The sequence below is a fragment of the Methylobacterium sp. GC_Met_3 genome (assembly GCF_026540775.1).
Classification (GTDB): domain Bacteria; phylum Pseudomonadota; class Alphaproteobacteria; order Rhizobiales; family Beijerinckiaceae; genus Methylobacterium.
The window spans coordinates 1-22,474 of record NZ_JALNUL010000046.1 but is presented as its reverse complement, the minus strand read 5'-3'; the positions used below and the strand labels follow the sequence as shown (position 1 = coordinate 22,474).

General features: G+C 67.1%; 26 protein-coding genes. 11 read left to right on the top strand and 15 right to left on the bottom strand.

What is annotated here, in order from left to right:
• Nucleotides 1–6 precede the first annotated feature (6 nt).
• Nucleotides 7–969: an acetamidase/formamidase family protein gene (locus OXS27_RS27125; RefSeq protein WP_243923099.1), complete on the top strand. Its 963-nt coding sequence runs from the start codon at nucleotides 7–9 to the stop codon at nucleotides 967–969.
• Nucleotides 970–1,009: 40 nt separating this feature from the next.
• On the opposite strand, the gene OXS27_RS27120 is transcribed toward OXS27_RS27125, so the two are convergent.
• The 4 genes from OXS27_RS27120 to OXS27_RS27105 all read right to left on the bottom strand — a co-directional run bounded on the left by OXS27_RS27120 (nucleotide 1,010) and on the right by OXS27_RS27105 (nucleotide 4,754).
• Nucleotides 1,010–1,372: a transposase gene (locus tag OXS27_RS27120; RefSeq protein WP_267360297.1), complete on the bottom strand. Its 363-nt coding sequence runs from the start codon at nucleotides 1,370–1,372 to the stop codon at nucleotides 1,010–1,012.
• On the bottom strand, nucleotides 1,347–1,646 hold the full coding sequence (locus tag OXS27_RS27115; protein WP_267360295.1) for a hypothetical protein: 300 nt from the start codon (nucleotides 1,644–1,646) through the stop codon (nucleotides 1,347–1,349). The genes OXS27_RS27120 and OXS27_RS27115 overlap by 26 nt, the downstream gene beginning before the upstream one ends.
• A 68-nt stretch (nucleotides 1,647–1,714) precedes the next feature.
• Nucleotides 1,715–3,913, bottom strand: coding sequence for a CHASE domain-containing protein (locus tag OXS27_RS27110; RefSeq protein ID WP_267360293.1), 2,199 nt, complete (start codon nucleotides 3,911–3,913; stop codon nucleotides 1,715–1,717).
• Between the two features lie 256 nt (nucleotides 3,914–4,169).
• Nucleotides 4,170–4,754, bottom strand: a complete 585-nt coding sequence (locus tag OXS27_RS27105) for a hypothetical protein (protein ID WP_267360291.1) — start codon at nucleotides 4,752–4,754, stop codon at nucleotides 4,170–4,172.
• Between the two features lie 389 nt (nucleotides 4,755–5,143).
• Here OXS27_RS27105 and OXS27_RS27100 point away from each other — a divergent pair, with 389 nt between their 5' ends.
• Together OXS27_RS27100 and OXS27_RS27095 are read left to right on the top strand one after the other, a co-directional pair.
• A complete protein-coding gene (locus tag OXS27_RS27100; RefSeq protein ID WP_267360289.1) occupies nucleotides 5,144–6,505 on the top strand; it encodes a TAXI family TRAP transporter solute-binding subunit in 1,362 nt (453 codons plus the stop codon).
• A 225-nt stretch (nucleotides 6,506–6,730) separates the two neighbouring features.
• Entirely contained in the window at nucleotides 6,731–7,369 is a 639-nt protein-coding gene (locus tag OXS27_RS27095) for a methyltransferase domain-containing protein (protein WP_243923108.1), read from the top strand.
• 57 nt (nucleotides 7,370–7,426) lie between these two features.
• Here OXS27_RS27095 and OXS27_RS27090 read toward each other — a convergent pair whose 3' ends face one another.
• The 5 genes from OXS27_RS27090 to OXS27_RS27070 all read right to left on the bottom strand — a co-directional run bounded on the left by OXS27_RS27090 (nucleotide 7,427) and on the right by OXS27_RS27070 (nucleotide 10,371).
• Complete coding sequence (locus tag OXS27_RS27090; RefSeq protein ID WP_267360287.1) at nucleotides 7,427–8,113, bottom strand: SDR family NAD(P)-dependent oxidoreductase; 687 nt, start codon at nucleotides 8,111–8,113, stop codon at nucleotides 7,427–7,429.
• On the bottom strand, nucleotides 8,110–8,325 hold the full coding sequence (locus OXS27_RS27085) for a hypothetical protein (RefSeq protein ID WP_267360286.1): 216 nt from the start codon (nucleotides 8,323–8,325) through the stop codon (nucleotides 8,110–8,112). The genes OXS27_RS27090 and OXS27_RS27085 overlap by 4 nt, the downstream gene beginning before the upstream one ends.
• A complete protein-coding gene (locus OXS27_RS27080) occupies nucleotides 8,322–8,552 on the bottom strand; it encodes a hypothetical protein (RefSeq protein WP_267360284.1) in 231 nt (76 codons plus the stop codon). Before OXS27_RS27080 ends, OXS27_RS27085 begins: the two co-directional genes overlap by 4 nt.
• A 206-nt stretch (nucleotides 8,553–8,758) precedes the next feature.
• Nucleotides 8,759–9,643: an NAD(P)H-hydrate dehydratase gene (locus OXS27_RS27075; RefSeq protein WP_267360282.1), complete on the bottom strand. Its 885-nt coding sequence runs from the start codon at nucleotides 9,641–9,643 to the stop codon at nucleotides 8,759–8,761.
• Complete coding sequence (locus OXS27_RS27070; protein ID WP_243923116.1) at nucleotides 9,640–10,371, bottom strand: histidine phosphatase family protein; 732 nt, start codon at nucleotides 10,369–10,371, stop codon at nucleotides 9,640–9,642. Before OXS27_RS27070 ends, OXS27_RS27075 begins: the two co-directional genes overlap by 4 nt.
• A gap of 583 nt (nucleotides 10,372–10,954) precedes the next feature.
• Here OXS27_RS27070 and OXS27_RS27065 point away from each other — a divergent pair.
• On the top strand, nucleotides 10,955–12,229 hold the full coding sequence (locus tag OXS27_RS27065) for a hemolysin family protein (RefSeq protein WP_267360313.1): 1,275 nt from the start codon (nucleotides 10,955–10,957) through the stop codon (nucleotides 12,227–12,229).
• A 126-nt stretch (nucleotides 12,230–12,355) separates the two neighbouring features.
• Here OXS27_RS27065 and OXS27_RS27060 read toward each other — a convergent pair whose 3' ends face one another.
• The 4 genes from OXS27_RS27060 to OXS27_RS27045 form a co-directional block, all read right to left on the bottom strand.
• Nucleotides 12,356–13,303 carry a PDR/VanB family oxidoreductase gene (locus OXS27_RS27060; protein ID WP_267360280.1) on the bottom strand — a complete coding sequence of 316 codons (948 nt, stop codon included), beginning with the start codon at nucleotides 13,301–13,303 and terminating at the stop codon, nucleotides 12,356–12,358.
• A gap of 4 nt (nucleotides 13,304–13,307) precedes the next feature.
• Nucleotides 13,308–13,877, bottom strand: a complete 570-nt coding sequence (locus OXS27_RS27055) for an MOSC domain-containing protein (protein ID WP_243923121.1) — start codon at nucleotides 13,875–13,877, stop codon at nucleotides 13,308–13,310.
• Nucleotides 13,874–14,266 carry a Rid family detoxifying hydrolase gene (locus OXS27_RS27050; protein WP_243923123.1) on the bottom strand — a complete coding sequence of 131 codons (393 nt, stop codon included), beginning with the start codon at nucleotides 14,264–14,266 and terminating at the stop codon, nucleotides 13,874–13,876. The genes OXS27_RS27055 and OXS27_RS27050 overlap by 4 nt, the downstream gene beginning before the upstream one ends.
• 98 nt (nucleotides 14,267–14,364) lie before the next feature.
• A complete protein-coding gene (locus OXS27_RS27045) occupies nucleotides 14,365–15,678 on the bottom strand; it encodes an MFS transporter (RefSeq protein ID WP_267360312.1) in 1,314 nt (437 codons plus the stop codon).
• A 187-nt stretch (nucleotides 15,679–15,865) separates the two neighbouring features.
• Here OXS27_RS27045 and OXS27_RS27040 point away from each other — a divergent pair, with 187 nt between their 5' ends.
• Nucleotides 15,866–16,477, top strand: a complete 612-nt coding sequence (locus OXS27_RS27040; RefSeq protein WP_267360277.1) for an XRE family transcriptional regulator — start codon at nucleotides 15,866–15,868, stop codon at nucleotides 16,475–16,477.
• A gap of 258 nt (nucleotides 16,478–16,735) precedes the next feature.
• Here OXS27_RS27040 and OXS27_RS27035 read toward each other — a convergent pair whose 3' ends face one another.
• Nucleotides 16,736–17,164: a response regulator gene (locus OXS27_RS27035; protein WP_267360275.1), complete on the bottom strand. Its 429-nt coding sequence runs from the start codon at nucleotides 17,162–17,164 to the stop codon at nucleotides 16,736–16,738.
• Between the two features lie 587 nt (nucleotides 17,165–17,751).
• Entirely contained in the window at nucleotides 17,752–18,237 is a 486-nt protein-coding gene (locus OXS27_RS27030) for a hypothetical protein (RefSeq protein ID WP_267360273.1), read from the bottom strand.
• Nucleotides 18,238–19,425: 1,188 nt separating this feature from the next.
• On the opposite strand from OXS27_RS27030, the gene OXS27_RS27025 reads away from it, so the two are divergent.
• The 6 genes from OXS27_RS27025 (at nucleotide 19,426) to OXS27_RS27000 (ending at nucleotide 22,195) form a co-directional block, all read left to right on the top strand.
• Nucleotides 19,426–19,692 carry a hypothetical protein gene (locus OXS27_RS27025; RefSeq protein ID WP_267360310.1) on the top strand — a complete coding sequence of 89 codons (267 nt, stop codon included), beginning with the start codon at nucleotides 19,426–19,428 and terminating at the stop codon, nucleotides 19,690–19,692.
• 196 nt (nucleotides 19,693–19,888) lie between these two features.
• Nucleotides 19,889–20,779 (top strand): ImmA/IrrE family metallo-endopeptidase, encoded by an 891-nt coding sequence (locus OXS27_RS27020; protein ID WP_267360271.1) that lies wholly within the window; start codon nucleotides 19,889–19,891, stop codon nucleotides 20,777–20,779.
• A 129-nt stretch (nucleotides 20,780–20,908) separates the two neighbouring features.
• On the top strand, nucleotides 20,909–21,160 hold the full coding sequence (locus OXS27_RS27015; RefSeq protein ID WP_267360269.1) for a hypothetical protein: 252 nt from the start codon (nucleotides 20,909–20,911) through the stop codon (nucleotides 21,158–21,160).
• Between the two features lie 259 nt (nucleotides 21,161–21,419).
• Nucleotides 21,420–21,677: an amino acid transporter gene (locus OXS27_RS27010; protein ID WP_243923145.1), complete on the top strand. Its 258-nt coding sequence runs from the start codon at nucleotides 21,420–21,422 to the stop codon at nucleotides 21,675–21,677.
• Nucleotides 21,674–21,853, top strand: a complete 180-nt coding sequence (locus OXS27_RS27005; RefSeq protein ID WP_243923147.1) for a hypothetical protein — start codon at nucleotides 21,674–21,676, stop codon at nucleotides 21,851–21,853. The genes OXS27_RS27010 and OXS27_RS27005 overlap by 4 nt, the downstream gene beginning before the upstream one ends.
• A gap of 159 nt (nucleotides 21,854–22,012) precedes the next feature.
• Complete coding sequence (locus tag OXS27_RS27000; protein WP_253397487.1) at nucleotides 22,013–22,195, top strand: DUF3606 domain-containing protein; 183 nt, start codon at nucleotides 22,013–22,015, stop codon at nucleotides 22,193–22,195.
• The last annotated feature ends 279 nt before the right edge of the window (nucleotides 22,196–22,474 follow it).

Genomic DNA, 22,474 nt, shown 5'->3' with positions numbered 1-22,474 from the left:
GACGCCATGTCCACGCATCACGAGATCCCCGCCACGCCCGAGACCATGGTGCTCGGCTACTTCGACGCCGCGCTGGCGCCGGTCCTGACGGTGCAATCGGGCGACACCGTCACCCTGCACTCGCACCCGGCGGGCGGGCGCGAGTCGCTTCATCCCGACCCCGCCCGGGTGCCCGCCGACCTTCTCCACGCCCTCGACACGTTGGAGCGCGGCGCCGGCCCGCACTTTGTCACCGGACCGGTTCATGTCGCGGGCGCCGAGCCCGGCGACATGCTTCAGGTCGACATCCTCGATCTGAAGTTCCGCCTCGACTGGGGCTTTGTGGCCATCCTGCCGCTGCTCGGCACCCTGCCGGACGAGTTCACCGACTATGAGACGATCCACGCCGATATCGACGTGGCCCGCGGCGTCTGCCGCCTGCCCTGGGGCACGGAGCTGCCCCTCGACCCGTTCTTCGGCATCCTGGGTACCGCCCCGCCGGCCGCCTGGGGCCGGGTCGGCACGCCAGTGCCCAGGGCCTTCGGCGGCAACATGGACAACAAGGAGATGCGGATCGGCACGAGCCTCTACCTGCCGGTGTTCAACGCCGGCGGCGGCTTCTACGCGGGCGACGGCCACGGCGTGCAGGGCGACGGCGAGGTGTGCATCACCGCCCTGGAAACCGGGCTGACCGGCACGTTCCGGCTCACGGTGCGCAAAGATCTCCCGGGTGGCTGGCCCTTCGCCGAGACGCCCACCGACCTGATGTCGATCGGCCTGCACGAGAGTCTCGACGAGGCCATGCGGCAGGCGGTGCGCGAGATGGTTCGCCTCGTCTGCGCGCGCACCAGCCTCACCCGCAACCAGGCCTACATGCTGTGCTCGCTGGCCGGGAATCTGCGGATCACCCAGACGGTGGACGGCAACAAGGGCGTGCACATGCTCATGCCCAAGTCGGCCCTCGAGTCGTCCTCGTCCGGGACGGTCTGAGCCCGGAGGCACCTGCCTTCGACGCGCCGACCCCTGTGCCTCAGTTCGCGCTTCGTCCGAACGCGAACCGGCCGACACAGGCCTGGGCACCGCGATGGCGCGGACCCTGAGCCAGGGCTGCGCCCTCCGTCGGGACCGGCCGCTGCGGTTTCGGCCGGAGCGCCTGCACCAGCAAGGCTGCGCGGAGCCGTTGCACTTCTGCCCGGAGGCTGGCGTTCTCACGCTCGACCTGATCGAGTCGAGCCACGCCGGCCGGCTTCAGCCCGCCGAGTCGCCGCTGCCAGCGATAGAAGGTGCCGAGGGAGACATGGGCGCTCGCGCAGATCTCAGCGATCGGTATGCCCCCCGTGGCCTCGTTCAGCAGAAAGGCGATCTCCTCATCCGTGTGCAGGGATCGACGCATACGGGATCTCCCGGTTCGGCGGCTTGCGTGCACACCGCAATGGGAGGGTGAGCAAGAAGCGGACCGGTCCGGTCACCAAGGCGAACCCGTTGTCCGAGCTCGGCATTTGCACGCCGGTGAAGGGCAGCACGATGAGGGCGCACGTCCGGTCGCAGAGCGCCGTCGCCCTGTTGCCGTCGCTCGCCTCGAAGGTGCGGAAACCAGCACTCTCCAGGATGTCCGCCCCATTCATGCGGATGAGGCCGCCATTGTCGACGATGAGGGCCCGAGACACGACAGGTGTCGATGGTATGGTTGCTGGCCGCACGGACTCCGATGTCCGCGACGGCGCTGCGGCTAAGCTCAGCAGCTGATCATATCGCGGATGCGAGTGGCTAGGGCATCGACCGCGAACGGCTTTGTCATGACGGCCATGCCGGGTTCCAGATGGCCGTCGCCGAGCACTGCAGCCTCCGCAAAGCCGGTGATGAACAGCACCTTCAGGTCCGGTCGGCCGACCCGCGCCGCATCCGCCAACTGACGCCCGTTCATGCCGCCGGGCAAGCCCACGTCCGTCACCAGCAGGTCGACCCGCGCCTCCGACTGCAGCACCCGCAGCCCGCCCGCACCGTCAACGGCCTGAACCGCGGTGTAGCCCAGGTCGCTCAGCACATCCGTCACCAGCATCCGCACAGTCGGCTCGTCGTCCACGACAAGTACGGTCTCGCCCGCCTCCGCACGGACGATCGGGCGCCTGACCGGGTCTCGCTCGCCCGCGTCGGCCGCGCCTTGGTGTCGTGGCAGGTAGATGCACACCGTCGTGCCGACCCCGACCGCCGAGGTGATCCGCACTTGCCCGCCCGACTGCTTGGCGAAGCCGTAGATCATCGACAGGCCGAGGCCCGTGCCCTCGCCCATCGGCTTCGTCGTGAAGAACGGTTCGAATGCCCGGGCGACGACCTCGGGGGTCATGCCGGTGCCGGTGTCGGACACGCAGAGCGCCAGATACTGCCCCTCCGGCATGTCGAGCGCCGCGGCCTGCTGGCGGTCGATCCAGCGATTGTCCGTCTCGACGGTGATCCTGCCGCCGCCCGGCATCGCGTCCCGCCCGTTGATGCACAGGTTCAGCAACGCGTTTTCGAGCTGGGAGGGATCTGCCAGCGCCGGCCACAGGCCGTCCACGCCGACGTGCCGGATCTCCACGCTCGGCCCGACCGTCCGCTGGATCAGGTCGAGCATCCCGTCCACCAGCTGGTTCGCATCGACGGCCTTGGGCGCCAGCGTCTGGCGGCGCGAGAATGCCAGGAGGCGATGGGTCAGCGCGGCGGCCCGCTTCGAGGCGCCCTGGGCGGCGGCGATGTACTTCCCCACGTCCTTGGCGCGGCCCTGGCCGACGCGCGTGTCGATCATCTCCAGCGAGCCGGAGATGCCTGCGAGCAAGTTGTTGAAGTCATGCGCCAGTCCACCGGTTAGCTGGCCCACCGCCTCCATCTTCTGTGACTGACACAGCGCCTCCTCCATGCGCGTGCGCTCCTCGCCCGCCTGCCGCAGGCTGTCGGCCGCGGCTTGGAGGTCGCGCGTCCTCGCCTCGACCCGGGCCTCCAGCGATGCGTTGAGCCGGCCGATCTCATCCTGCGTACGGCGTTGCCGATAAGCAGCCAAGGCCAGCAAGGCCGTGGCGAACAGCCCACCACCGCAGACGAGCCAGATCTCCGGAAGCGGCGACGCACGCCGTGGGGAGATGCGCTGCTCGAACAGGACGGTCCAGGTCCGGCCGCCGAGTTCGAGCCGTGCCTCGCGTGTGAGGCGACCGGCGACCGCGGACGGCGCCCGCGCGGAGCGATGCAGCAGGGTCGCCTCGCCCGGTGCGCCGTCGTAGACCGCAAAGGCGGCGTCTTCCTCGGCCTCCGCCGAAAGAATGCTGCCGAACAGGTCGTCGGCCCGGAAGGCGCCGAAGATGAATCCGAGAAACCCCTGCCGCCGCCCAGCGAGATCTGCCGGTACGGTACCGCCGGCATAGACCGGCATGGCGACGAGGAAGCCGGCCTGCTTGTTCGCGTCGATTTCCTGCACCAGCTGGATGCGTGCCGAGGCGGCTGGCCGACCCGTATCGCGTGCGCGCTCGACCATGTCGCGCCGGACTGGATCCGACATTACGTCGAACCCGATGGCAGCCTGGTTGCGCGGGTTCGGGGGCTCCGCGAACAGGACTGGGCTGATCATCGGGTTGTCGGTCGGCGGCCGCACCCGGAAGTTCTCGACGCCGAGCGCCTCGGCGCGCGCGGCGAACCGCTCTTGGTCGGCGGCCGGCAGGGTCGGGGTGAAGCCGATACCGAGGAAGCCCGGATACAGGTCCCGGAACTCGATCCGCTGCACGTAGGCTCGGAACTCGGCCAGCGTGACGACGTCCTTGTTGGCTGCGAACAGACCGGCACCCCCGCGCAGGAGCGCGGTGTAGGTGCGGAACTGGTCCTCCACCGTGCGCAATTCGATCTCGGTGGCGTGCTCGAACGTTAAGCGGTTGCGCAACTCTGCCGACCGCCACGTGATGGCCGTGCTCACCCCTGTCGCGAGCAGTCCTGCAGCCAGGATCGCGGGCGGTATCCAGCGGGTCGCCCTCGCGGCCCGGGAACCGGCAGCCGCCGGGGTCTCGGCGCGATCATGCGATGGGAAAACTGGTTGCACGGGTCGCGACCGACTGATTGGACTGTTCGTTTGCCAGACTTACGTCGGCCTGCAAGTCGATGTTGGCGTCACATGGACGGCGGAGCGGCAGACCGCATGATGTCGCCCGCGGTTCCTCCGACGGATCGGGCGTCTAGGGCGCGCGGCAATCCATCGCCGTTGCGGCTTCTGCCACGCTGAGGGCCCGGCGCCGCACCTCCAGAGACACGTTCGGACTGTCTGAGACCGCGGACGCCTCGCGCCTCAGCGTCGCGTCGCAGGCGCACGAACTGTACCCGGCCACATCGTAGCAGGCGTCGTGACGCATGCAGGCAGCGTCCAGAGCATCAATCGGGGGCAAGCCCTCACCGCGCTGTCCCCTCCCACAGTAGTTCCCGTGAAACAGTTCCTCGCCGACCACGACCCGGCCGAGGTCACCCTTCGGAGGCGTCGACGGCTCGGCCCGTCCACCGGGATTGAGATCGTTCGCTGGCCCGCCTGACCGGGAGCCCGAGGAGCGTAAGGCCTTTGGGATGCCGGAACGCCCGTCGGGTTCGTTCAGGGCCTCGCCACCCTTGCTGTTCGGGTCGGATAGATCGGGCAGGGGCGGGGGCGGCCCCGGGCGGGGCTCCTCGACCTCGACGGTCACGGCGGGCGCCTCCTGGACGCTTTGCGCCAGGACGCCGTGCGGGCAGGCCACGAGCAGCAGCCCCAGCAGTGCGAGAAGTGACGGTCTCAAGAATGGCCCCCGGATCAGCGGCCCTCAACTCGAAGCTCGGCCTTACCGTTCCGAGGAGGTTCCGCGACGGTTACGAAGTACCTGCGGCGGCTCCAGACGCGTGGCGGCTGACCCCGGCCGCACGGGCCGGTTCGGTGCTTCGCGGGCGCTACGACAAATGGTCTCGTCGATGACCTACCGAAATGCTTTCAGGCACGACGCCGTCAAATAATGGGTCCGGTGTGCGTTGCTTCCTCGGGCAATGTCCTCCCGCCGGCGCTGACCGCGGTGGCCAAACCTGAAAACGCTGGGTTTGCACGCACAGTGGACCCGTTTCCCCGCGACTGTCGTTAGGCTCCCGGGCATCCGTCACTGATCGTCGCAGCTTGGCAGATTACGGGGGGAGGGTGGTGCGAAAGGTGGCATGGCCCGGCCTCCGTGAGGCGTTGCTCCCCTTCGGCTTGGTGGCCCTGCTCGTGCTCGGAGCTGTCGCGGCGTACTACCTGACGCGACCCACGACCCTGACCCTCGCGGTCGCCCCGAATGGCGGAACCGAACCGGCGCTGTTGCGTGCCTATGCGGACGAACTGTCTCGGCGGAAAAAGGGGATCCGGCTTCAAGTCGTGGCGTTCGACGGGGTTCGCGAAAGCGCGGAGGCGCTCGCGACCGGTAAAGCCGACCTCGCGGTGGTCCGCCCGGACGTGGCCTTGCCGGGCAACGGCCTCACCCTCGCGGTGCTGCGGGCGCTTGCGGCCTTCGTGGCATCGCCGGGCGCCGTCGGCATCGCGACGATGCCGGACCTCGCAGGCAAGCGGCTGGGCCTACTCACCGGCCGGACGGCAGACCGGATGCTCCTGCGCGACCTCATGGCCCATTACGGGCTCGAACTCCTGAACGACGCGCCGGCCGGCACACTTGGCAAAAAGGCCGTTGCATTGGTCCCGGTCGAGGAGGTCGATATTGCCGCCGCGCTGAGGAGCGGCCGCATCGACGCGATGGCGCTCGTCACCACACCCACCTTCCCGGTCGCACGGCGGGTCATCGGGGCCGTGGCCGAAGCGGGAGAAGACGGCGCGGTCGCGCTCATCGGGATTTCCGACACCGCGGCGGTGATGGCACGCTGGCCGCGCCTGCAGCTGATCACGATACCGGCCGGGCTGTATGGCGGGGATCCGCGGCTGCCCGCCGAGGAGGTCGCGACCGTAGGCTCGTCCTATCGCCTGATGGCCCGTTCCAGCCTGTCGCGCAGCGTGGCGGCGGAGGTGACACAGCACCTGTTCGAGATGCGTTCGGTCCTGGCCGAGACGGTACCGGCGGCCGAGGACGTGTCTCAACCGGATTACGAGGACACTGCTGAAGCCACCAGCGCCCGCCTGCCCATTCACCCTGGCGCGATCGACTATTACGAACGTGAGCAAGAAACCTTCATCGAGCGCTACGAGAGCTGGATCTACCTCATTGCCATCCTGGGCGGCGGCCTGGGCTCGACGGTGGCTTGGCTGCGTCAGCGCCTTGGGCGGATTCGCCGTGCGAGGATCGAGGTGGTTACTGCGCGGCTGCTGGAACTCCGCTCGGAGGCGCGGCGCGAGACCGACCGCGCGCGCCTGGTGACGATGGCGAGCGAGGTGGACGACCTTGCGGGCAGTATCGCTCATCATGCCCTGAACCGGCCGACCGAACCACGGACGCTCGGCGCCGCCACTGTCGCCATCGATGCGGCGCGCTCGACGGTCAGGCGCGCCCTGGCGGGTGCCGGATCAGATCAATCCTAGAGCGGCCTCCATCGCCGGCGATCACGATCCTCGTCTTCCCTGCGACCGCGGAAATGGCGCCGGCTCAGCCCCGTGACGACTCGTTTGTGCGCCCAGCCGTGCCGATGCGGCGACGAGGACATCTCCCATCAGCGTCGGTCCGGCCCTCTCTAAGGTTGGACATCATACCTGTCCGCGCACGGGCTCTCGAGGTCGGCGCGCTGTTCGATCCCGGAGACACGCTCGATGACAAGTCAGGAAGTGCCGGACTTTCCACCGGACGCATTCGCCAAGTACGACCGCGATCCCGATCCCCTGTTCTACGCGCATCCTCGCTTCGTGACCCATATCGATGACGCGGCGATTGCAGCGGTGACCAACCTCTATCGCGAGATCGTCCCGGCGGGCGGCGACGTTCTCGATCTGATGTCGAGTTGGGTCAGTCACCTACCGGAGGACGTCGCCTATGCCAGCGTCACCGGGCATGGCCTGAACGCAGCAGAACTCGCCGCCAACCCGCGCCTGACCCGGCATTTCATCCAGGACCTCAACGCCGACCCGCGCCTGCCCGTCGATACGGCATCCGTCGATGCCGTACTGATCTGCGTGTCGGTGCAGTACCTTCAGCAACCCGTGGCCGTCCTGTCCGAGATCGCGCGCGTGCTGCGCCCCGGCGCGCCTGTGGTGATCAGTTTCTCGAACCGCCGCTTTCCAACCAAGGCTGTCGCCATCTGGAATGCCCTCGACGGCGCAGGGCACGCACAGCTCGTCGGTTTGTACCTTCGCCGCGCTGGTTTCGCGCGCGTGGAAGCGCGGGTCCTCAAGCCCGAGGGCGGTTCCAGCGATCCCATGATTGTCGCGATCGGCTGGACTGCCGCAGCGTGAGAAACCCGTGTCGGGCCTCATGACGTCCGTCGCTGAGAGACAGGCGCGCGGTGTCGGCTACCACGGCACCGTCGCGCCCGTATAATCGAGGAACGCACAGCCGCGCTGACCGATCTGGGCTTCGACGACCGCGACCATTCCGCGGGCGCTGGTGTCCACATCGAGGGTTGCGCGACGGCCGCCCAGATCCGTCCGCACCCATCCCGGGTGCATGAGGAGGACGCCCCACCGCGCCCCGGAATGCTGACCCGCGAAAGACCGCGCCAGGGTATTCAGGGCTGCCTTGCTTGCCCTGTAGCTCCCCCACCCGCCGCCGCGGTTCAGGGAGACCGAGCCCAGCTTCGACGTCATCAGAACGATGAGGCCATCCTCGGCCACGCGCTTGTTGAACGCCTCTGCGAAACGGATCGGACTCAAGGCGTTCGTCTGAAAGACCGCGGCGGCGACGTCGCGGGGTATTTGCCCAGCGGGAATACCCGCCTGCGTCGCGACACCAGCGACGACGAAAACGAGGTCGAAGGCCGGCTTGTCGGCACACGCGATCGCAAACCCGCGGACGGCGTCGTCATCGTCGATATCGATGCCGGTCGTGATGTGCAGCGTGCCCCGGCCTGCGAGGTCCGAGAGGGCAGCCGACGGCTTGCGGACGGTGGCGGTTACATCCCACCCGCGTTCGAGGAAGCGCGCAACCAGGCCTAGGCCAAGCCCACGCGACGCCCCGACGATCAACGCGCGGCGCTTCATGCGGCCTGTACCTCCCGTCCAAAACTAAGTTCACTCAGCGCCGCCGCACAGGCATGGGCGAGGAGGTTGAAGGTCGGGATCGGCAGATTCTCGTGACCGCTGATGATCGTCGTTCCGGCTGAACCGGGCAGGGGGCGGGGAACATAATTATCGATCAGCACCGTCGGCAGGCAGAGGACGATGTCCCCCGCCTGAACCCCCAGATCGGTCACCACGATACTCCCGGGCTCTGGGACGCCAGCGCCGCCCAGGCCGAGGCGCTCTGGCGGATCACGTGCACGTCCACGGCGCCATACTCGGCGCGCTCCAGGGCACGGCTCAGGATCGGCCCCGCCGCTATGCCGTCGGCCTCGTCTGGGCAGAGAACGACGGGCGGATTCGGGCCGAAGCGAGAAACCGCGCGGGCGAATGCTGCGCCATGGGCCACCAAATCCTTCATTGTCGGTCGATCCCGCTGCGCCCTACCGCACCATTGCGGACGGGCTGGATGTTCTCGCGAACAAGCGTAGGCTCACCGGACCGGGATAAGCGGGCCACGATCGGCAGGCCGCTGACGAAAAACAGTCAGCTTGCTGAGATCGTGACGTGGTCGGCGATGCGGTTTGGGTTGCGCCGCCGTGCGAAGACGGCTTATGCGGCCCCACCTCAAGCGGACGCCTCGTGCATCAGCCGAGGCACCTCGCCCGACAATTCCCGGGCGAGGAAGCCGATTGGACCGACCGACGCGGCCAATCGCCGTCCGGCCTCTCCGTGCAAGTAGACGCCCCACAGAGCAGCCGTCAGCGGGCTCACGCCGCGAGCGAGCAAACCGACGACGATGCCCGCGAGCGCGTCCCCGGAGCCGGACGTCGCCAACCCGACCCCGCCGCCTTCGTAGAGCCAGCGCGCACCCTGCGGATCGACGATCCAGGTCTGGGCTCCCTTCATCACGACGACCACCTGCAGCAGGTCGGCGGCTGTAAGCGCTGCGTCGAGTGGATCCGCCTCCACGGCGTCCCGGCTGCGATCCAGCAGCTGCGCCATCTCGCCGGCATGGGGCGTGATTACGACCCGACCCTTATGGCGGCGGACGTCATCGGCATGCGCGGCGAGGGCGCAGATTGCGGCCGCATCGAGGATGAAGGTGGCTGTTGGAAGCGCCTGCAGAAGTTCGACTGCCATCGCCGTCGTTGGCTTGCTCCCCAGCAGGCCGGGCCCGACCAGAAGGGCATCGCAGCCCTTCGCCTCCGTGCGCAGGCATTCCAAGGCGTGCGCGCCGTCGATGCTGCCATGGGAGGTCTCCGGAAGACCGATCACCATGGCTTCCGGCACCGTCAGCGCCATGCCGACGGCGGCGCTTTGGACCGTGGCGATCTTCAGCTTGCCGGCCCCGGCGCGCAGAGCCGCCACGCCAGCCAACAGGGCTGCACCCGGGACTGAAGCCGAGCCTCCGAGGATGAGCGCGCTGCCGCGTTCATCCTTGCTGCCCTCCCGGGGTGTCGGGAGCGACTGTTCCTTGAGCGTCGCGGCTGTCAGCAAGGTGGGATTCATCGGGAGGCCACGTTCGCGTCAGGCTCGGAGGTGATGGAGGCACCTGCTTCGGCGACCGGGGCGACGAAGTTGTACCGCTCCAGCGCGAGCGCTCCGATGCCGGCCGCGCAGGGATCGAAGACGTATTCGGTGATCGAGCAGTTGGCGACATCGCCCGCGGCATCGATGGCGAGGATCTCCGCCTCGGTCATGTCCTCGATCAGGTAGCGCAGGCAGAGCACCACGACCTGATGCGCGACGATCAGAACCCGCCGCTCGGCGTGGTGGATCGCAAGCGTGTCGAGGGCACTGCGGAGGCGCAGGATCACATCGCACCAACTCTCGCCGGACGGAGGCCGATGATAGAACTTACCGAGGCGTTGTCGCATCGCGGCATGCTCGGGATGCAGTTCCTCGACCCCGGCCCGCGTCAGCCGGTCGAGGATGCCGAGCTCCCGCTCGCGCAAACGCTCGTCGACGGTCGCGAGCGGCGCGTCCGACGCCAGGCCGCCGGCGGCCCGGATGTGCTCGGCGGTTTGCCGCGCCCGAAGGTAGGGCGAGGTCAGCACGATCTCGGGCTTGGTGTCCGCTGGCAATTCCGCGAACCAGCGTCCGACAGCGTCGGCCTGGTCCGTGCCCTGGGTGCTGAGGGGAACATCGACATCCCGCTCGGCGATGTCGATCCGCGCCGAGTTCGCGCTGTGAGCCGCGTCGGCCGCGACATTGCCGGCGCTTTGGCCGTGCCGCACAATCCATAACCGGCTCGGCCAGCGTTGCTGCATGGAAAGCGTTCCCCCTCAGGTGTTTGGCAACGCTTGCCAGGCCTGCCGGTTCGCACCGACACCCCAACTCCTGGGCTGAGGCGGACTGTCACGCCGTCTCCATCTACCGTTCCCTTCGCGTCGAGGACGGTTCGGCACAAGCCCATCCGCTTTCACGGTGCGTTCTCCGAAGCGGAGCCGCCGCATTCGCCCATAAACGGATCGCGCCGGCGTCCTGTCTCGCGTCTCGGATGGGTGGGATTTGGCGGGTCCGCCTCCGGGCGGCCTTGCAGAAACAGGGGGATCGCCGCGGCGCCCACGGCCGACCCATGGCACGTCCTGGGCAGGCCCTGGGCAGCTCTGCTTGTAGCCGCTCGATCAACCGAAACGGACCCTTAGGCCTTCGGCGGATGATCGTCTGCGACCGGGACAACGACGGTCGGCGAGCCTGAAACGGCCGCACCTGCTTGGTTCAGGCCCGCCTTAGCTGGTAGGCCGGGTCGTCTATTCGAGAAGGAGCACGTCCATTTCCGAGGATGCGTGGTCGACGGCGCTGGGACTGATAGCGGTCCTGTTCCTAGTGTTCGCCAACGGGTTCTTCGTGGCGGCCGAGTTTGCGCTGGTCTCGGTGCGCCGTAGCCGCGTCGCCGAGTTGGTTTCAGAGCGGCGGGCGAACGCCACAGCCCTCCAACGGGCGACGGACCGGCTCGATGCCTACCTCGCCGCCACCCAGTTCGGCATCACCCTGTCCTCCCTGGCACTCGGCTGGATCGGCGAGCCGGCGCTCGCACACCTTATCCAGCCGGCGCTGGATTGGCTTCCGTTGGGCCTTGGGACCGTTGCATCCCACACGGTCGCAGTCGCGATTGCCTTCTCAATCATCACGTCCCTGCACATCGTGCTCGGCGAACTCGCGCCGAAGAGCCTCGCCCTGCAGCGGAGTGAGCGCACCGCCCTCGCGGTGGTTCGACCGCTGGGGTTGTTCCTGGTCGTGTTCCGGCCGGCAATCCTGTTGCTGAACGGGCTCGGCAACGGCGTGCTGCGCCTGTTTGACCTACGGGCCGGGCACGGCGAGGGCTCGCTTCACTCCACGGCCGAACTCAACCTGCTCATCCAGGCGAGCCAGGAGGCCGGCCTAATCCGCGAGGTGCAGCAGGAAGCGGTCGAACGCATCTTCGCCATCGGCGAACGCAAGGTCCGGGACATCATGACCCCGCGCCATGAAGTCGAATGGATCGACTCCGACGATCCACGCGACGAGATGCTCCAGGCTGTGCGCGCCTGCGGCCATGCGCAGATCGTTGTGAGCCGCGGCGAGGTCGACGAGCTTGTCGGCGTGGTGCGCAAGCAGGACCTGCTGGATCAGGTACTCGATGGGCGGGACATCGACATCGCCGCCGTCACTCAGCCGCCCATCGTGGTGCACGAGAGCATGACCATCCTGGCGGTGCTGGAAACGTTTCAGAGCCAACCGATGCGGATGGCCGTGGTTGTCGACGAGTACGGCAGCCTCGAGGGCATCGTCACCCAGACCGACCTTCTGGAGGCCATTGCGGGCGACATTCCAGAAGCGGGTGAGGAACCTGACGTGGTCGAGCGCCCTGACGGCTCGCTGCTGATCGACGGCATGATGTCAGCCCGCGAAGCGTTCGAGCGGCTCGGCTTGTCTCAGGACCCGGCTTCAGACGACTTCAACACACTGGCCGGATACATGATTTTTCAACTCGGCCGGATACCGACCGCAGGTGATGCCTTCGAAGCCGATGGGTGGCACTTTGAGGTCGTCGATATGGACGGACGCCGGATCGACAAGGTCCTAGCGATGAGGACAGGCGCACCATCGTGACAGGCACCGGTACCGATCCCATCCGCCTCAGCGATAGGTCGGGGAGACGAAGACTGCACCGAGTGGGCTGCCGCGCCTGCGGTCAGGGTGCGCCGCGTCGGGCCCGGAAGCGTTGGCAGCTGACCCTCAGAGTTCGAGCGTGACCGTCACGCGGGCCCGGGAGACGCAGGGCATCATCCGGTCCTGACGCCTGGTGACCGGCAGCACGACGTCGCGGTGGATCACGGTGCCATCCCGGTAGCCGCACTCGCAGGAGCCGCACACGCCGATCTCGCAGGACGAGGGCATCGCGAAGCCGTTCTGGCGCAGAACCTCAAGGAGCGAGGCGTCGGCAGGAACGTGGACGACCGCCCCGGTCGAGGCGATCAGCGCGTCGAACGGCTCGGGTTTGAAGTTCTCGTCGGCGATCGGCGCGAAGTGCTCGACATGCACCCGTTCCACCGGCCATCCGGCGGCCGTCAGTCCGGCCTGCACGGCGTCGGTGAGCCTTTGGGGCCCGCAGGCGTAGGCATGGACGCCCGCGTCCGGCGCCCCGACCACCGCGGGATCGAAGCGCGCGCCTTCCGAGGAGAACCAGCAGCGAAGCCGGTCGCCGCAGATCGCCCGCAACTCGGGCAGCAGCGGGGCCTGCTCGGCCGAGCGTGCGCACAGGTGGAGCGTGAAGTCGGCGCCGCTCGCCGCCAGGTGCCGGGCCATGGCGGCGAGCGGCGTCACACCGATGCCGCCGCCGATCAGCACATGGCGTCGGGCGTCGGCGGCCAGTCCGAAATTGTTGCGCGGGTGCGAGACGTGCGCGACGGAGCCGGCGGCGAGGTTGGCATGGGTCCACAGCGAGCCGCCGCGACCGGCATCCTCACGCTTGATCGCCAGGACGTAGCGACTCCGGTCGGCCGGATCGCCGCAGAGCGAGTACTGACGCGTGCGGTCATCCGGCAGGCGCAGGTCGACATGCGCGCCGGGTTCCCACGCAGGAAGCTCGGGACGCTGCGGATGGACCAGGGTGAGGCGCAGCACCTCCGGCGTGGTGGCGACGGCCTCCACCACCTTCAGCTTCATGACGATGCGGGCGGACATCGGTTCATTCCACCAGCGTGATCGCATCGCCCGGCCGGATGATCCCGCCGCGCTCGATCCCGCAATTCAGGCCCGAGCGGTTGTAGAGCGGCAGGTAGACCGGCAGGCCGAGCAACTCCTCGAGATACTTGCACGGGAAGTTCAGGCGCCCGCCGCGCAGGATCACCTCGCCCACCTGGAATCGGCGGCCGACGAGGTGGTTGAGCGGCACGCCGCGCACGGTGAGGTTCCGGCGGTGGTCGATCGGCGCGAGGTGAATCGGCCCGCCCTGGAGCGGCGGATCGTTGCGCGCGAGGGCGTCGAGCGCTTCCTGCTCGATCAGCGTCACCTCGCGAGTGTCCGGCTTGGGCGAATAGGTCCCCGTCCCGAGGAAGTAGCGGTCGCCCTCGATACCGCGGCCGGCGACGCAGCGGGCCTCGGCCAGCGCCTCCATCTCGTAGCTCGCCGCGGGCGCGACGTGGATGTCGAGCAGCGTGCCCCGCCAGCCGGTCGCGCCGCCGGGCACGGCGACCGCCGCCGAGCCAGCCGCGTGCGCGAAGGCCTCGACGTGGCGGGGTGCGGATGTCGCGCTCATCGTGCCGGCCCCGTCGCTAGCGCGATCGCCTCGACCTCGACCAGCGCGTCGCGGGGCAGGCGCGCGACCTCGACGGTCGAGCGCGCCGGAGCGGCACCGGGGAAGTGTTCGGCGTAGACGGCGTTCATCGCGGCGAAGTCGTTCATGTCCTTCAGGAACACGGTGGTCTTGGCCACGCTAGCGAGGCTGGCGCCTCCGGCCTCCAGCACGGCGGCGAGGTTCGCCAGCGAGCGGCGGGTCTGCGCCGCGATGCCCTCCGGGAATGCCCCCGTCGCCGGGTCGATCGGCAGTTGTCCCGAGGCGAAGACGAGGTCGCCGACGCGGGTCGCCTGGGCGTAGGGGCCAACGGCCGGAGCCGCCAACTCCGTGGCGATGATGGTTCGGTCCAAGTCCGTCTCCTCGTCCCGTTGTCGGACCCCAGCATTATTCCATTCCAGTGGATGCACGTCCACTGTCCGGGTTGCGTTTTCGCGCGCCGCAGCGGTGGTCAGTCGATCGGCCGGCGGGCGGTCTCCGGCGCCGCGAAGGTCGCCGCAAGCGTCACGCAGGCGAGCACGATGAGGTAGACCGAGATCGGCCATGTCGACCCGCCGCTCCAGACGAGCAGGGCCGCGGCAATCAGCGGCGTGAAGCCGCCGCTCAGCGCCGCACCCACCTGAAAGCCCAGTGAGGCGCCGCTGTAGCGCAGGCGGGCGTCGAACAGCTCGGACATCCACGCGGCCCCGGTCCCGAACATGATGCCCTGCCCGAAACTCAAGGCCACCGCGACGGTCAGGGTGATGATCGTCGGGTCGCGGCTGTCGAGGAGCTTGAACATCGGGAACGCGAAGGCGATCGAGAACAGGCAGGCGGCGATGAACAGCGTCTTGCGCCCGTAGCGGTCGGACAGCCAGCCGAAGACGGGGATCGTGAAGAGTTCGATGATTGCGGCGATCAGGATGCCGTTCAGGATCACCCCCCGTGACAGGCCGAGCTGGCCGGTGACGTAGGAGATCGAGAACACGGTCACGATGCTCACGTAGGCGATCTCGGAGACCTTCAGGCCGACGGCCTTCAGGAACATGCCGGGATGCTCGGTGAGGATCTCCATGATCGGCAGCCGCGCCGTCACCGCCTGCGCCTTGATCCGCCGGAACGCCGGAGTCTCGTGAAGCCGCAGGCGGATGAACAGGCCGACGCCGACCAGCGGCGCGCTCGCTAGGAACGGGATGCGCCAGCCCCACGACAGGAACGCCGCCTCGGGCATCAGGCCGGTCAGCGCGAACGCGCCGATCGAGAGGATCACGCCGATCGGGTATCCGAGCTGGACGATGCTCCCGAAGAAGCCGCGCCGTTCCGCCGGCACGCTCTCGACCACCATCAGCACGGCCCCGCCCCACTCGCCGCCAATGCCGATGCCCTGGACGAGGCGCAGAGCCACGAGGAGGACCGGGGCGAGGATGCCGATCTGCCCGTAGGTCGGCAGGCATCCGATCAGGAAGGTGCCGAGCCCCATGATCATCAGGGTCAGCGACAGCATGGCCTTGCGCCCGACGCGATCCCCGAAATGGCCGAAGACCGCCCCGCCCAGAGGCCGGGCGAGAAAGCCGACGGCATAGGAGCCGAACGCGGCGATCGTACCGACCACCGGGTCGATGCTCGGGAAGAACAGCTTGTTGAAAACGAGGGCGCTGGCGGTGCCGTAGATCAGGAAGTCGTACCACTCGACGGTGGTGCCGATGACGCTCGACCAGACGATCTGGCGCCTGTCCGCAAGCGTCAGCGCGTCTGGCTCGGCGATCCGTATCGCATCCGATGGCATGGCGGTGTCGAGCATCGGCGGGCATCCACTTTGAGAGATGAATTTCCACTCAGCGTCATACAAGCCGCGTGCCAACCGGGACGCCGGTCACGCGGGCGCCATCCCGCGACCTATGCTAAGCACCCGACCGATCAGCCCCGGGCGCCCAAGGATGACGCGTCAGCCGGAGGACCAGGACGGAACAGGAATGACGGTCACGACAGAGGTGCGGCGCGTTCAGATCGAGGCCGAGGCGCGCTCGCAGATCCAGGTGCTGGCCGAGGAAATTCGGCGCCGGCGGCGGGAGCGCGATCTGTCCCTCGAAGCCCTGGCGGCCCTGTCGGGGGTCAGCCGCTCGATGATCTCGAAGGTCGAGCGCGGCGAGGCCGTCCCCTCGACGGCGGTGCTCTCGCGCCTCGCCGAGGCGCTGGGCGTGACCTTTTCCCGGCTGATGGCGCCCGCCACCGAACTGGAGGTGCTGCTGATCCCGGCTTCCCGCCAGCCGGTGCTGCGCGACGAGACCTCGGGCTTCCTGCGCCGCTGCCTCTCTCCCGTTCTACCCGGGCGCGGGATCGACTGGGTCCTCAACACGCTCCCGCCGGGGGCCACCACGGGAGAGTTCGTCGCCCATCGCCGCGGCGTGTCGGAATACATCTTCGTGTTGAAGGGACGCCTGCGCGCCAAACTCGGCGACCGCGCGTTCGTGGTCGAAGAGGGCGACAGCCTGTATTTCGAAGCCGATGCCGGGCACGCCTTCACCAATCTCGGGACGGAGCCGTGCCAGTATTTCCTGGTTATCGATGCGACGCGATTACGGTGAACTCTTACATCTAACCTGCAGCAGACCACGATCGATATCGCTGAAACCGCTTACGGAAGTTTGGGTCCGCTTCGCTGTTTCAGTCGGTCCAAATCGGACCGGTAGCTTTCGAGTGGCTTTAGTCTTGGCGACAGTTACCACCGCATGACTGGGTTGGGTGGTTTTGCGACAGTCCGCTATCGAGCGCGAGTTCTCAGAAGCGGACATCGCCTTAGCCAAGCTGATGGGGTTCAGATCGAGCCGTCGTGAAAGCAACAGTTACGTCTTGTCCGGCTCTGTCGTGGGAGTGGCGACAGCTCCCATGCCGTTGCCCATCTCCACTCCCGTATGGGGCGGTACACCGCCCGGGAGTACGGGAGCGCCTGAGGGCTTGTCCTGCACCTGTGGGAGGCCAGCTTCCACTTCGTGGATGAGGTCTTCAAAGTCGTAGGGCTTGCTGAGCAGGCGCACGCCCGGCGGCAATTTCTTCTGGAAATCCGCTCCGGCCCCTGAGGTGACAATGATGCCAACAGCAGGCCAACGGTGATGAACGAGATGGGCGAGGGCAACACCATCGCCCACAATACCGCGTCCCGTAATCAGCATGCTCACCGGGATCGGTCCTTCGAGAACCCCCAGCGCCTCGGCGGTTGTGCGGACCTCTACAGTCTGGAAGCCAACATCCTCCAGCATGTCGGCTGTGACCATACGGACGACCTCGTCAGCCTCTGCGATGAGGATGGCTAAGGGCCTGCTGTTAGCCAAAATCGTGCTCCGTGTGATCAGGCCGGGAGCGCTCGCGGCTTGCAGGCACTGACGGCCGATCCCGAAGCCAGTGATGATCCTTTATGCGCTATTTATTCGCCGAACGCGATAACCCTCGGTTGTAGTCGCTCGCCATTTAAGAGCGCATCCAGGTACGGCCACTTTCCACCCCGAACCAAAGTTGCAGGACACATGGCAAGTGACCGCTTATGGGAAACGCCCATGGCGCTTTGGACGGCTGGGTGGGCTCGGAGCCGGAAGGACGGCTTCGGATGGTTTTGAGACGGTCTGCTTTTGGGACGACGAACGATCAAAGCGCACGTTCCGTCGCGATGGTTCGCGCCTCGCGTCAGGGGCTCCCAACGCTCCGCTTGTTCGTGGCGCTGGACCGCGATGTCCAAGTGAGCGAGGTCGAGGCGCAGGAGTACGAATAGGGACGCGGTTCTCGAATCATCGCCCGCCGCGTCTGGTCGAACACGCAGGACGGCCCCTCGCGGCGCCGGAGGCGGGTTCGATCGACCGCTTACGCCTCAATGTCCCGCAGCACTGCGACCGACGGTGCCGAAACCGCCGTCCTCGTAAAGGATGCTGGGCTGGGGGCCGCTAAAGCCAACGCCGAGGTCGAAGCGGGCCGAACCGCGCTCTGAAACATGCCTGACCGGGTCCGACAGCCTGTAATCGACGGTCGAGCGCACGGCACACTTGAAGGCCGGGACGTTGCAGGAAACGCGCAACGTGCCGGGACGGAGTGTGTAGCTCCTGACGGGCCACCTCCGACCGGTGGCCAGCCTCTCTTCGCTCAACGCGTCGCGGCTGTAGACCCGCCCGAATGACGTGACCGTGTCGCCGTAGTCGACTGGCATTCGACCTTTGACGAGAGCGCGTGACGACCACGTCGCGAGGTGGCGATAGGTGACCTCGATGGCCACGATGCGCATGCGCGCCTCCGACATGGCCATCGCCTGCGAGGGCATGAAGAGGCCGAGGAACGTCCCGGTGAGGAGCATTCCCGCCACGGCGTGTCCCCTAGGGGCCATCGCACCGCCACCTTTCGTCACTCGGAGAGCCACCGCACAAGACCGTCACCGCGCAGTACCGGATGGAGCGCCGCCCGGCCCTGAAAGTCTCCGGCCAGCTTCTGCACATGTGGTTGGACCGGTGCATTGCCGGCGGGACGGGCGTGCTTCGATGCAGACCCATCAATAGGGGCGACGTCCGCGAGGGTCCGACGGCGGGCGGGCGGCGGAAGGATATCGGCCAAGTTTTCCTGCGCCGAAGCCACCAACGGGCGAGCTTGGCGCATAGCCGTGGTGGTGCGCCCGGCCTGGAGCGCACCATCCGTCGGTCTCGCAGGAGGCGAAAGCGGGCGGCTGGGGTCCGCCGCAGCCGAGCGGCGCCGCGCATCGCGTTGCACAACCTGGGCAGGGTTCGTTGCGACGGTCCTGGCTGTGTTGGGGTTCTCCCACGCCCGGGAGGCTGGGCCCGGTTCAGCGGGAGATCCGGAACCCGTCGCGGAACGCACCGTATCGGGGGACCGAACTGCGGTAACGAGCGGTATGGTCGAGACGCCCGCGACGAAGGCAAGTCCCAACGCCACCAGGGCCTTCGCGTTTGGCACCATCGCCTAAGCTACTCACGTATATCCGGGAACGCACCCAACAGAGATGTCGCGAGAAGCGTTCCATGGAACGTGAGTCATGCGGCCCCGCGCTCTCTCCTGCCGAAGAGGGGGGATACGCAAAGTGCGTCGACGGCGCCCTATCCGTCCCGTGAGACCGGATGCGTCCGCTCAGCGCGACCTAGCTGCCAACCGGGTGAAGTCGCCATGCGCCTGCGCAAAGTAGGGAAGCGCCTCGATCGCGAAGCATATCGCTGCGCAGCGTCGCCGGCCTGGGTGTACCGTCGAGCGAAGGAGGCATCCCAAACGTCATCCGTCGGCGTAGCGACGGCATCACGTCCTCCGTCCAGGACGATGCGCATCGGTTGTGCGCGCTCGACGCAGTCCGACGCCGACGCCGACGCATTTCAAGAATAATTCGCCTGCGCCAGTTTCGAGGTCGAGCGTTAATCGGCCATTCATCCGAGGGATCCGGGGCCTATATCGCTTGCGTTCAAGAAAATTTGCGTCGCGACCTCTTCATAGTGATCAGCGAGCACTTAAATCTTCCTCACGGCGGTGATGCCGCGGAGGGAAGAATACCATGATGAAGCGTGTCGCAGTGGCCGCCGTAGCGGCGAGTGCCCTTCTGGCCGCCGGTCAGGCGGCTGAAGCGGAGGGCTGCATCAAGGGCGCCATCGTTGGTGGCATCGCCGGTCATTATGCGGGACACGGCGTTCTCGGCGCTGTCGGCGGCTGTGCTGCTGGGCGTGCCCTGGCCAATCGCCAAGCCGAGAGGCAGCAGGCCCCCTCCGTGAACACCGCTGGCGCGGTGCGCCCTGCCCAGGGCGCCGGCGGTTACGTCAGCTACTGATTGGGAGGCGGCGTCGCGCCGTTGCGCGGCGCCGCCCGATGGCGTCGGGATCGTAGGGACCGCGATGCCACTTCAGCATGGCCTCTGCTCGTAATGGCGCAGTTGGGTTACCGCCCGCACGAAGTCCCTGTAGTCCCGTCCTGCGATCGCGGCTGCGTGGCGGCCTGACGGATCGGTTCTGGGAGGGGCTGCGCAGATGCCGATCAGCAGGAGGGACCTTGTTGACGCGGGCTCGCCGGAGGTGCTTGTCAAACGCATCCTGCAGGCCGAGCCGAACCTTCCGGTGCCCGTGCCGATCGAAGACCTGTGCGCGCAACTCGGCATCCTCCGGATCGAGAACCTCGACACCGACGAATTCGAGGGAGGCCTCGTTACCGACGCGAGGCGCTCCGAAGGCACCATCCTCGCCAGGCGCGGGGGCGAGCCGCGTCGCCGCTTCACCATCGCGCACGAACTCGCCCACTTCCTGATGGTGCGCCACGTTCCGGATCAGCCTGACCGGTTCCTATGCAAGAGCTCTGACCTGCTTCGGCTCACAGCGAAGGCGGGTGATCAGCGGCAGCGCAGGGAGGTCGAGGCCAACCGCTTCGCCAGTCTCATGCTGATGCCCCCGCACCAGTTGCGGAGCGCCATGGCGGCCTTTCGCGAGCCCGATCTCCAGCACGTTCTCGTGCTCGCGCGCGACTTCGCGGTTGGCAAGGAGGCGGCGGCTCGGGCCTACGTGCAATATCATCCGGAGAAGATCGCCATCGTCGTGGCGGGTAACGGCCGGGTGCAGCGGTGCTACCGCAGCCTCAACTTCCCGGCCATCATCGCGGCGGTCGGCGACCCGGTCCCGACAGGTTCGCTCTATCACGGCAGTCTACATCGGCCGAACATCGCGAGCGACATCGCCGCCTGCAGTTCCGATCTTTGGATCGACGTGAACAGGGACCTCCACGCACCAGCCCTCTACGAGCAGGTGTATCGTCAGCTAAGTAGCTTTGCGATGATCCTGCTGCGTCTGGAGGCCGTGCCTGAGGAGAGCGCGGAGGAGCGCAGGCTCAATGAGGGCTGGCGTCACCGCTTCCACTCGGGGCGACGGTAGGCAAGAATCTGCTTTGACGGAATAGCTCCAACGGCCTTAGCCGCTGCCTCGTCAGACCGGGCCTTGCGGCCGTCCCGGTCCTGATCCAGTTCGCATCATAGGTCGGCAAAGACGCAATGAGGGTCGTGAATGGCCGGAACCGACGACCACCGTCGGCTACACCTCGATCAGGCTGCGGCAGAGGAAGGGGTCCTCGACGGTGTCGGTGATGCCGGGGACGCCGAGCTGCACGCCAATGGCACCGCGCCTGCGACGTCTCCTGCCGTGTCGTTGATGATCACGAATCGGCAACGGGCGGCGCTCCGCGCGCTTGGCTTTTCCGAAGAAACCATCCGGCAGATGACGCCCGCCGAGGCGCATGGAAAACTTGGATTGGCCTAGCTGCCCTCGCCTCAACGCGGATTGGTCATCTTGAGGTTTCTGCCGACCCTCATCGATGAAGCCGCAGCACGCTCATCATTTGAGCCCCCTTGGCCGCCGAAAGCTGCCAATAATCGCGCTCCGATATTTTGGGGATGGTCGCGCGCGAACCGGCGATAAAATGCGATCGCCCCTGGATTTTGTTCCTGATTTGTTCTAAATCCCCTCACGGATCGAGCCCCCCTGTTCAACCCTCGGTTACCCCGAGCCGTCCTGTGTAATGGCCGATACCGAAACCCCACCCCTCAGCCCCGACGACGCCAAGCTGATCCGCAATGAGCGGGCGAAGCTGACCGCGATGTGGGTCAACGGCGTCGCAGTCGCCTCCGTGGCTGTCGGCGGCATCTCGCCGTCCGTAGCGATCTTCTCGGGCACCGCCAGCGCGCTGACGGCAAGCGCTCTTCTGGTTGGTTGGAGTCTCCTGGCAGGTATACTACATCTGGTAGCCAGACGCCTGCTCGGAGCCCTGCGCGCGTGAGCCTGACGCTCGCACAGATGATTGTTCTTTTTCTCGGCCCGCTCGTCCTGGCGACGATGGTCGGCGTTGTCCTATGGCTGACGCATGAGAAGGAGACCGACCGTCTCAAGCGGGCTGAAGTCGAGCGCGCGATGTGGCTTAAATATCAAGCCGAACGTAAAGCGGCCGGAGAGTAGCCGCTCTGTTCGTTTGATAAGCCGCTGTCGCAGACCATCGAACCATTCCTGATTTCGCGAACGCGAAGCGCTGGACATGCGTCATCGCGCGCGCGTGAGCACACCTCATCTCGAGCTTCCCCGCGAACCGATCTTCCCCCAACCAAACAGGATCCCCCCATGGCCGGCCTCAAGGACAAGCGTGGCTTCATTGATAAGGACCGCCTCGATCTGTCAGAGCGCAAGGCTGTCGAGTTCTGGATGAAGCGCTGGGGTGTCACGCAGGACCAGCTGACGGCGGCGCATCGCAAAGTCGGGCGCATGACGAAGAACATCGCGGCCGAGCTGGGCAAGAAGCGTTAGGCGCGCGCTCGCGCTAAACGGGTGGCGTATCAGGATCGTTGTCGACGGTGAGGTCGCCGCACCCTGATCGTGTTCGAACCAGCGCCGCGGCGCGCCACGACGGCGACACACGCGGTCGAGGTCCAGCGCCATCATCGCCTGATCCGGAGAATCTCACTATTCCTGATTGCGCTGACGCTCGATTAAATTTTCTCGGCGTATCCCCGGAACAGCCTCATGGCTTTCGCGGGGGTTGCGTCGTGCTGCAGGGAAATATGTCGAACACGCAGCGCGAGGCAC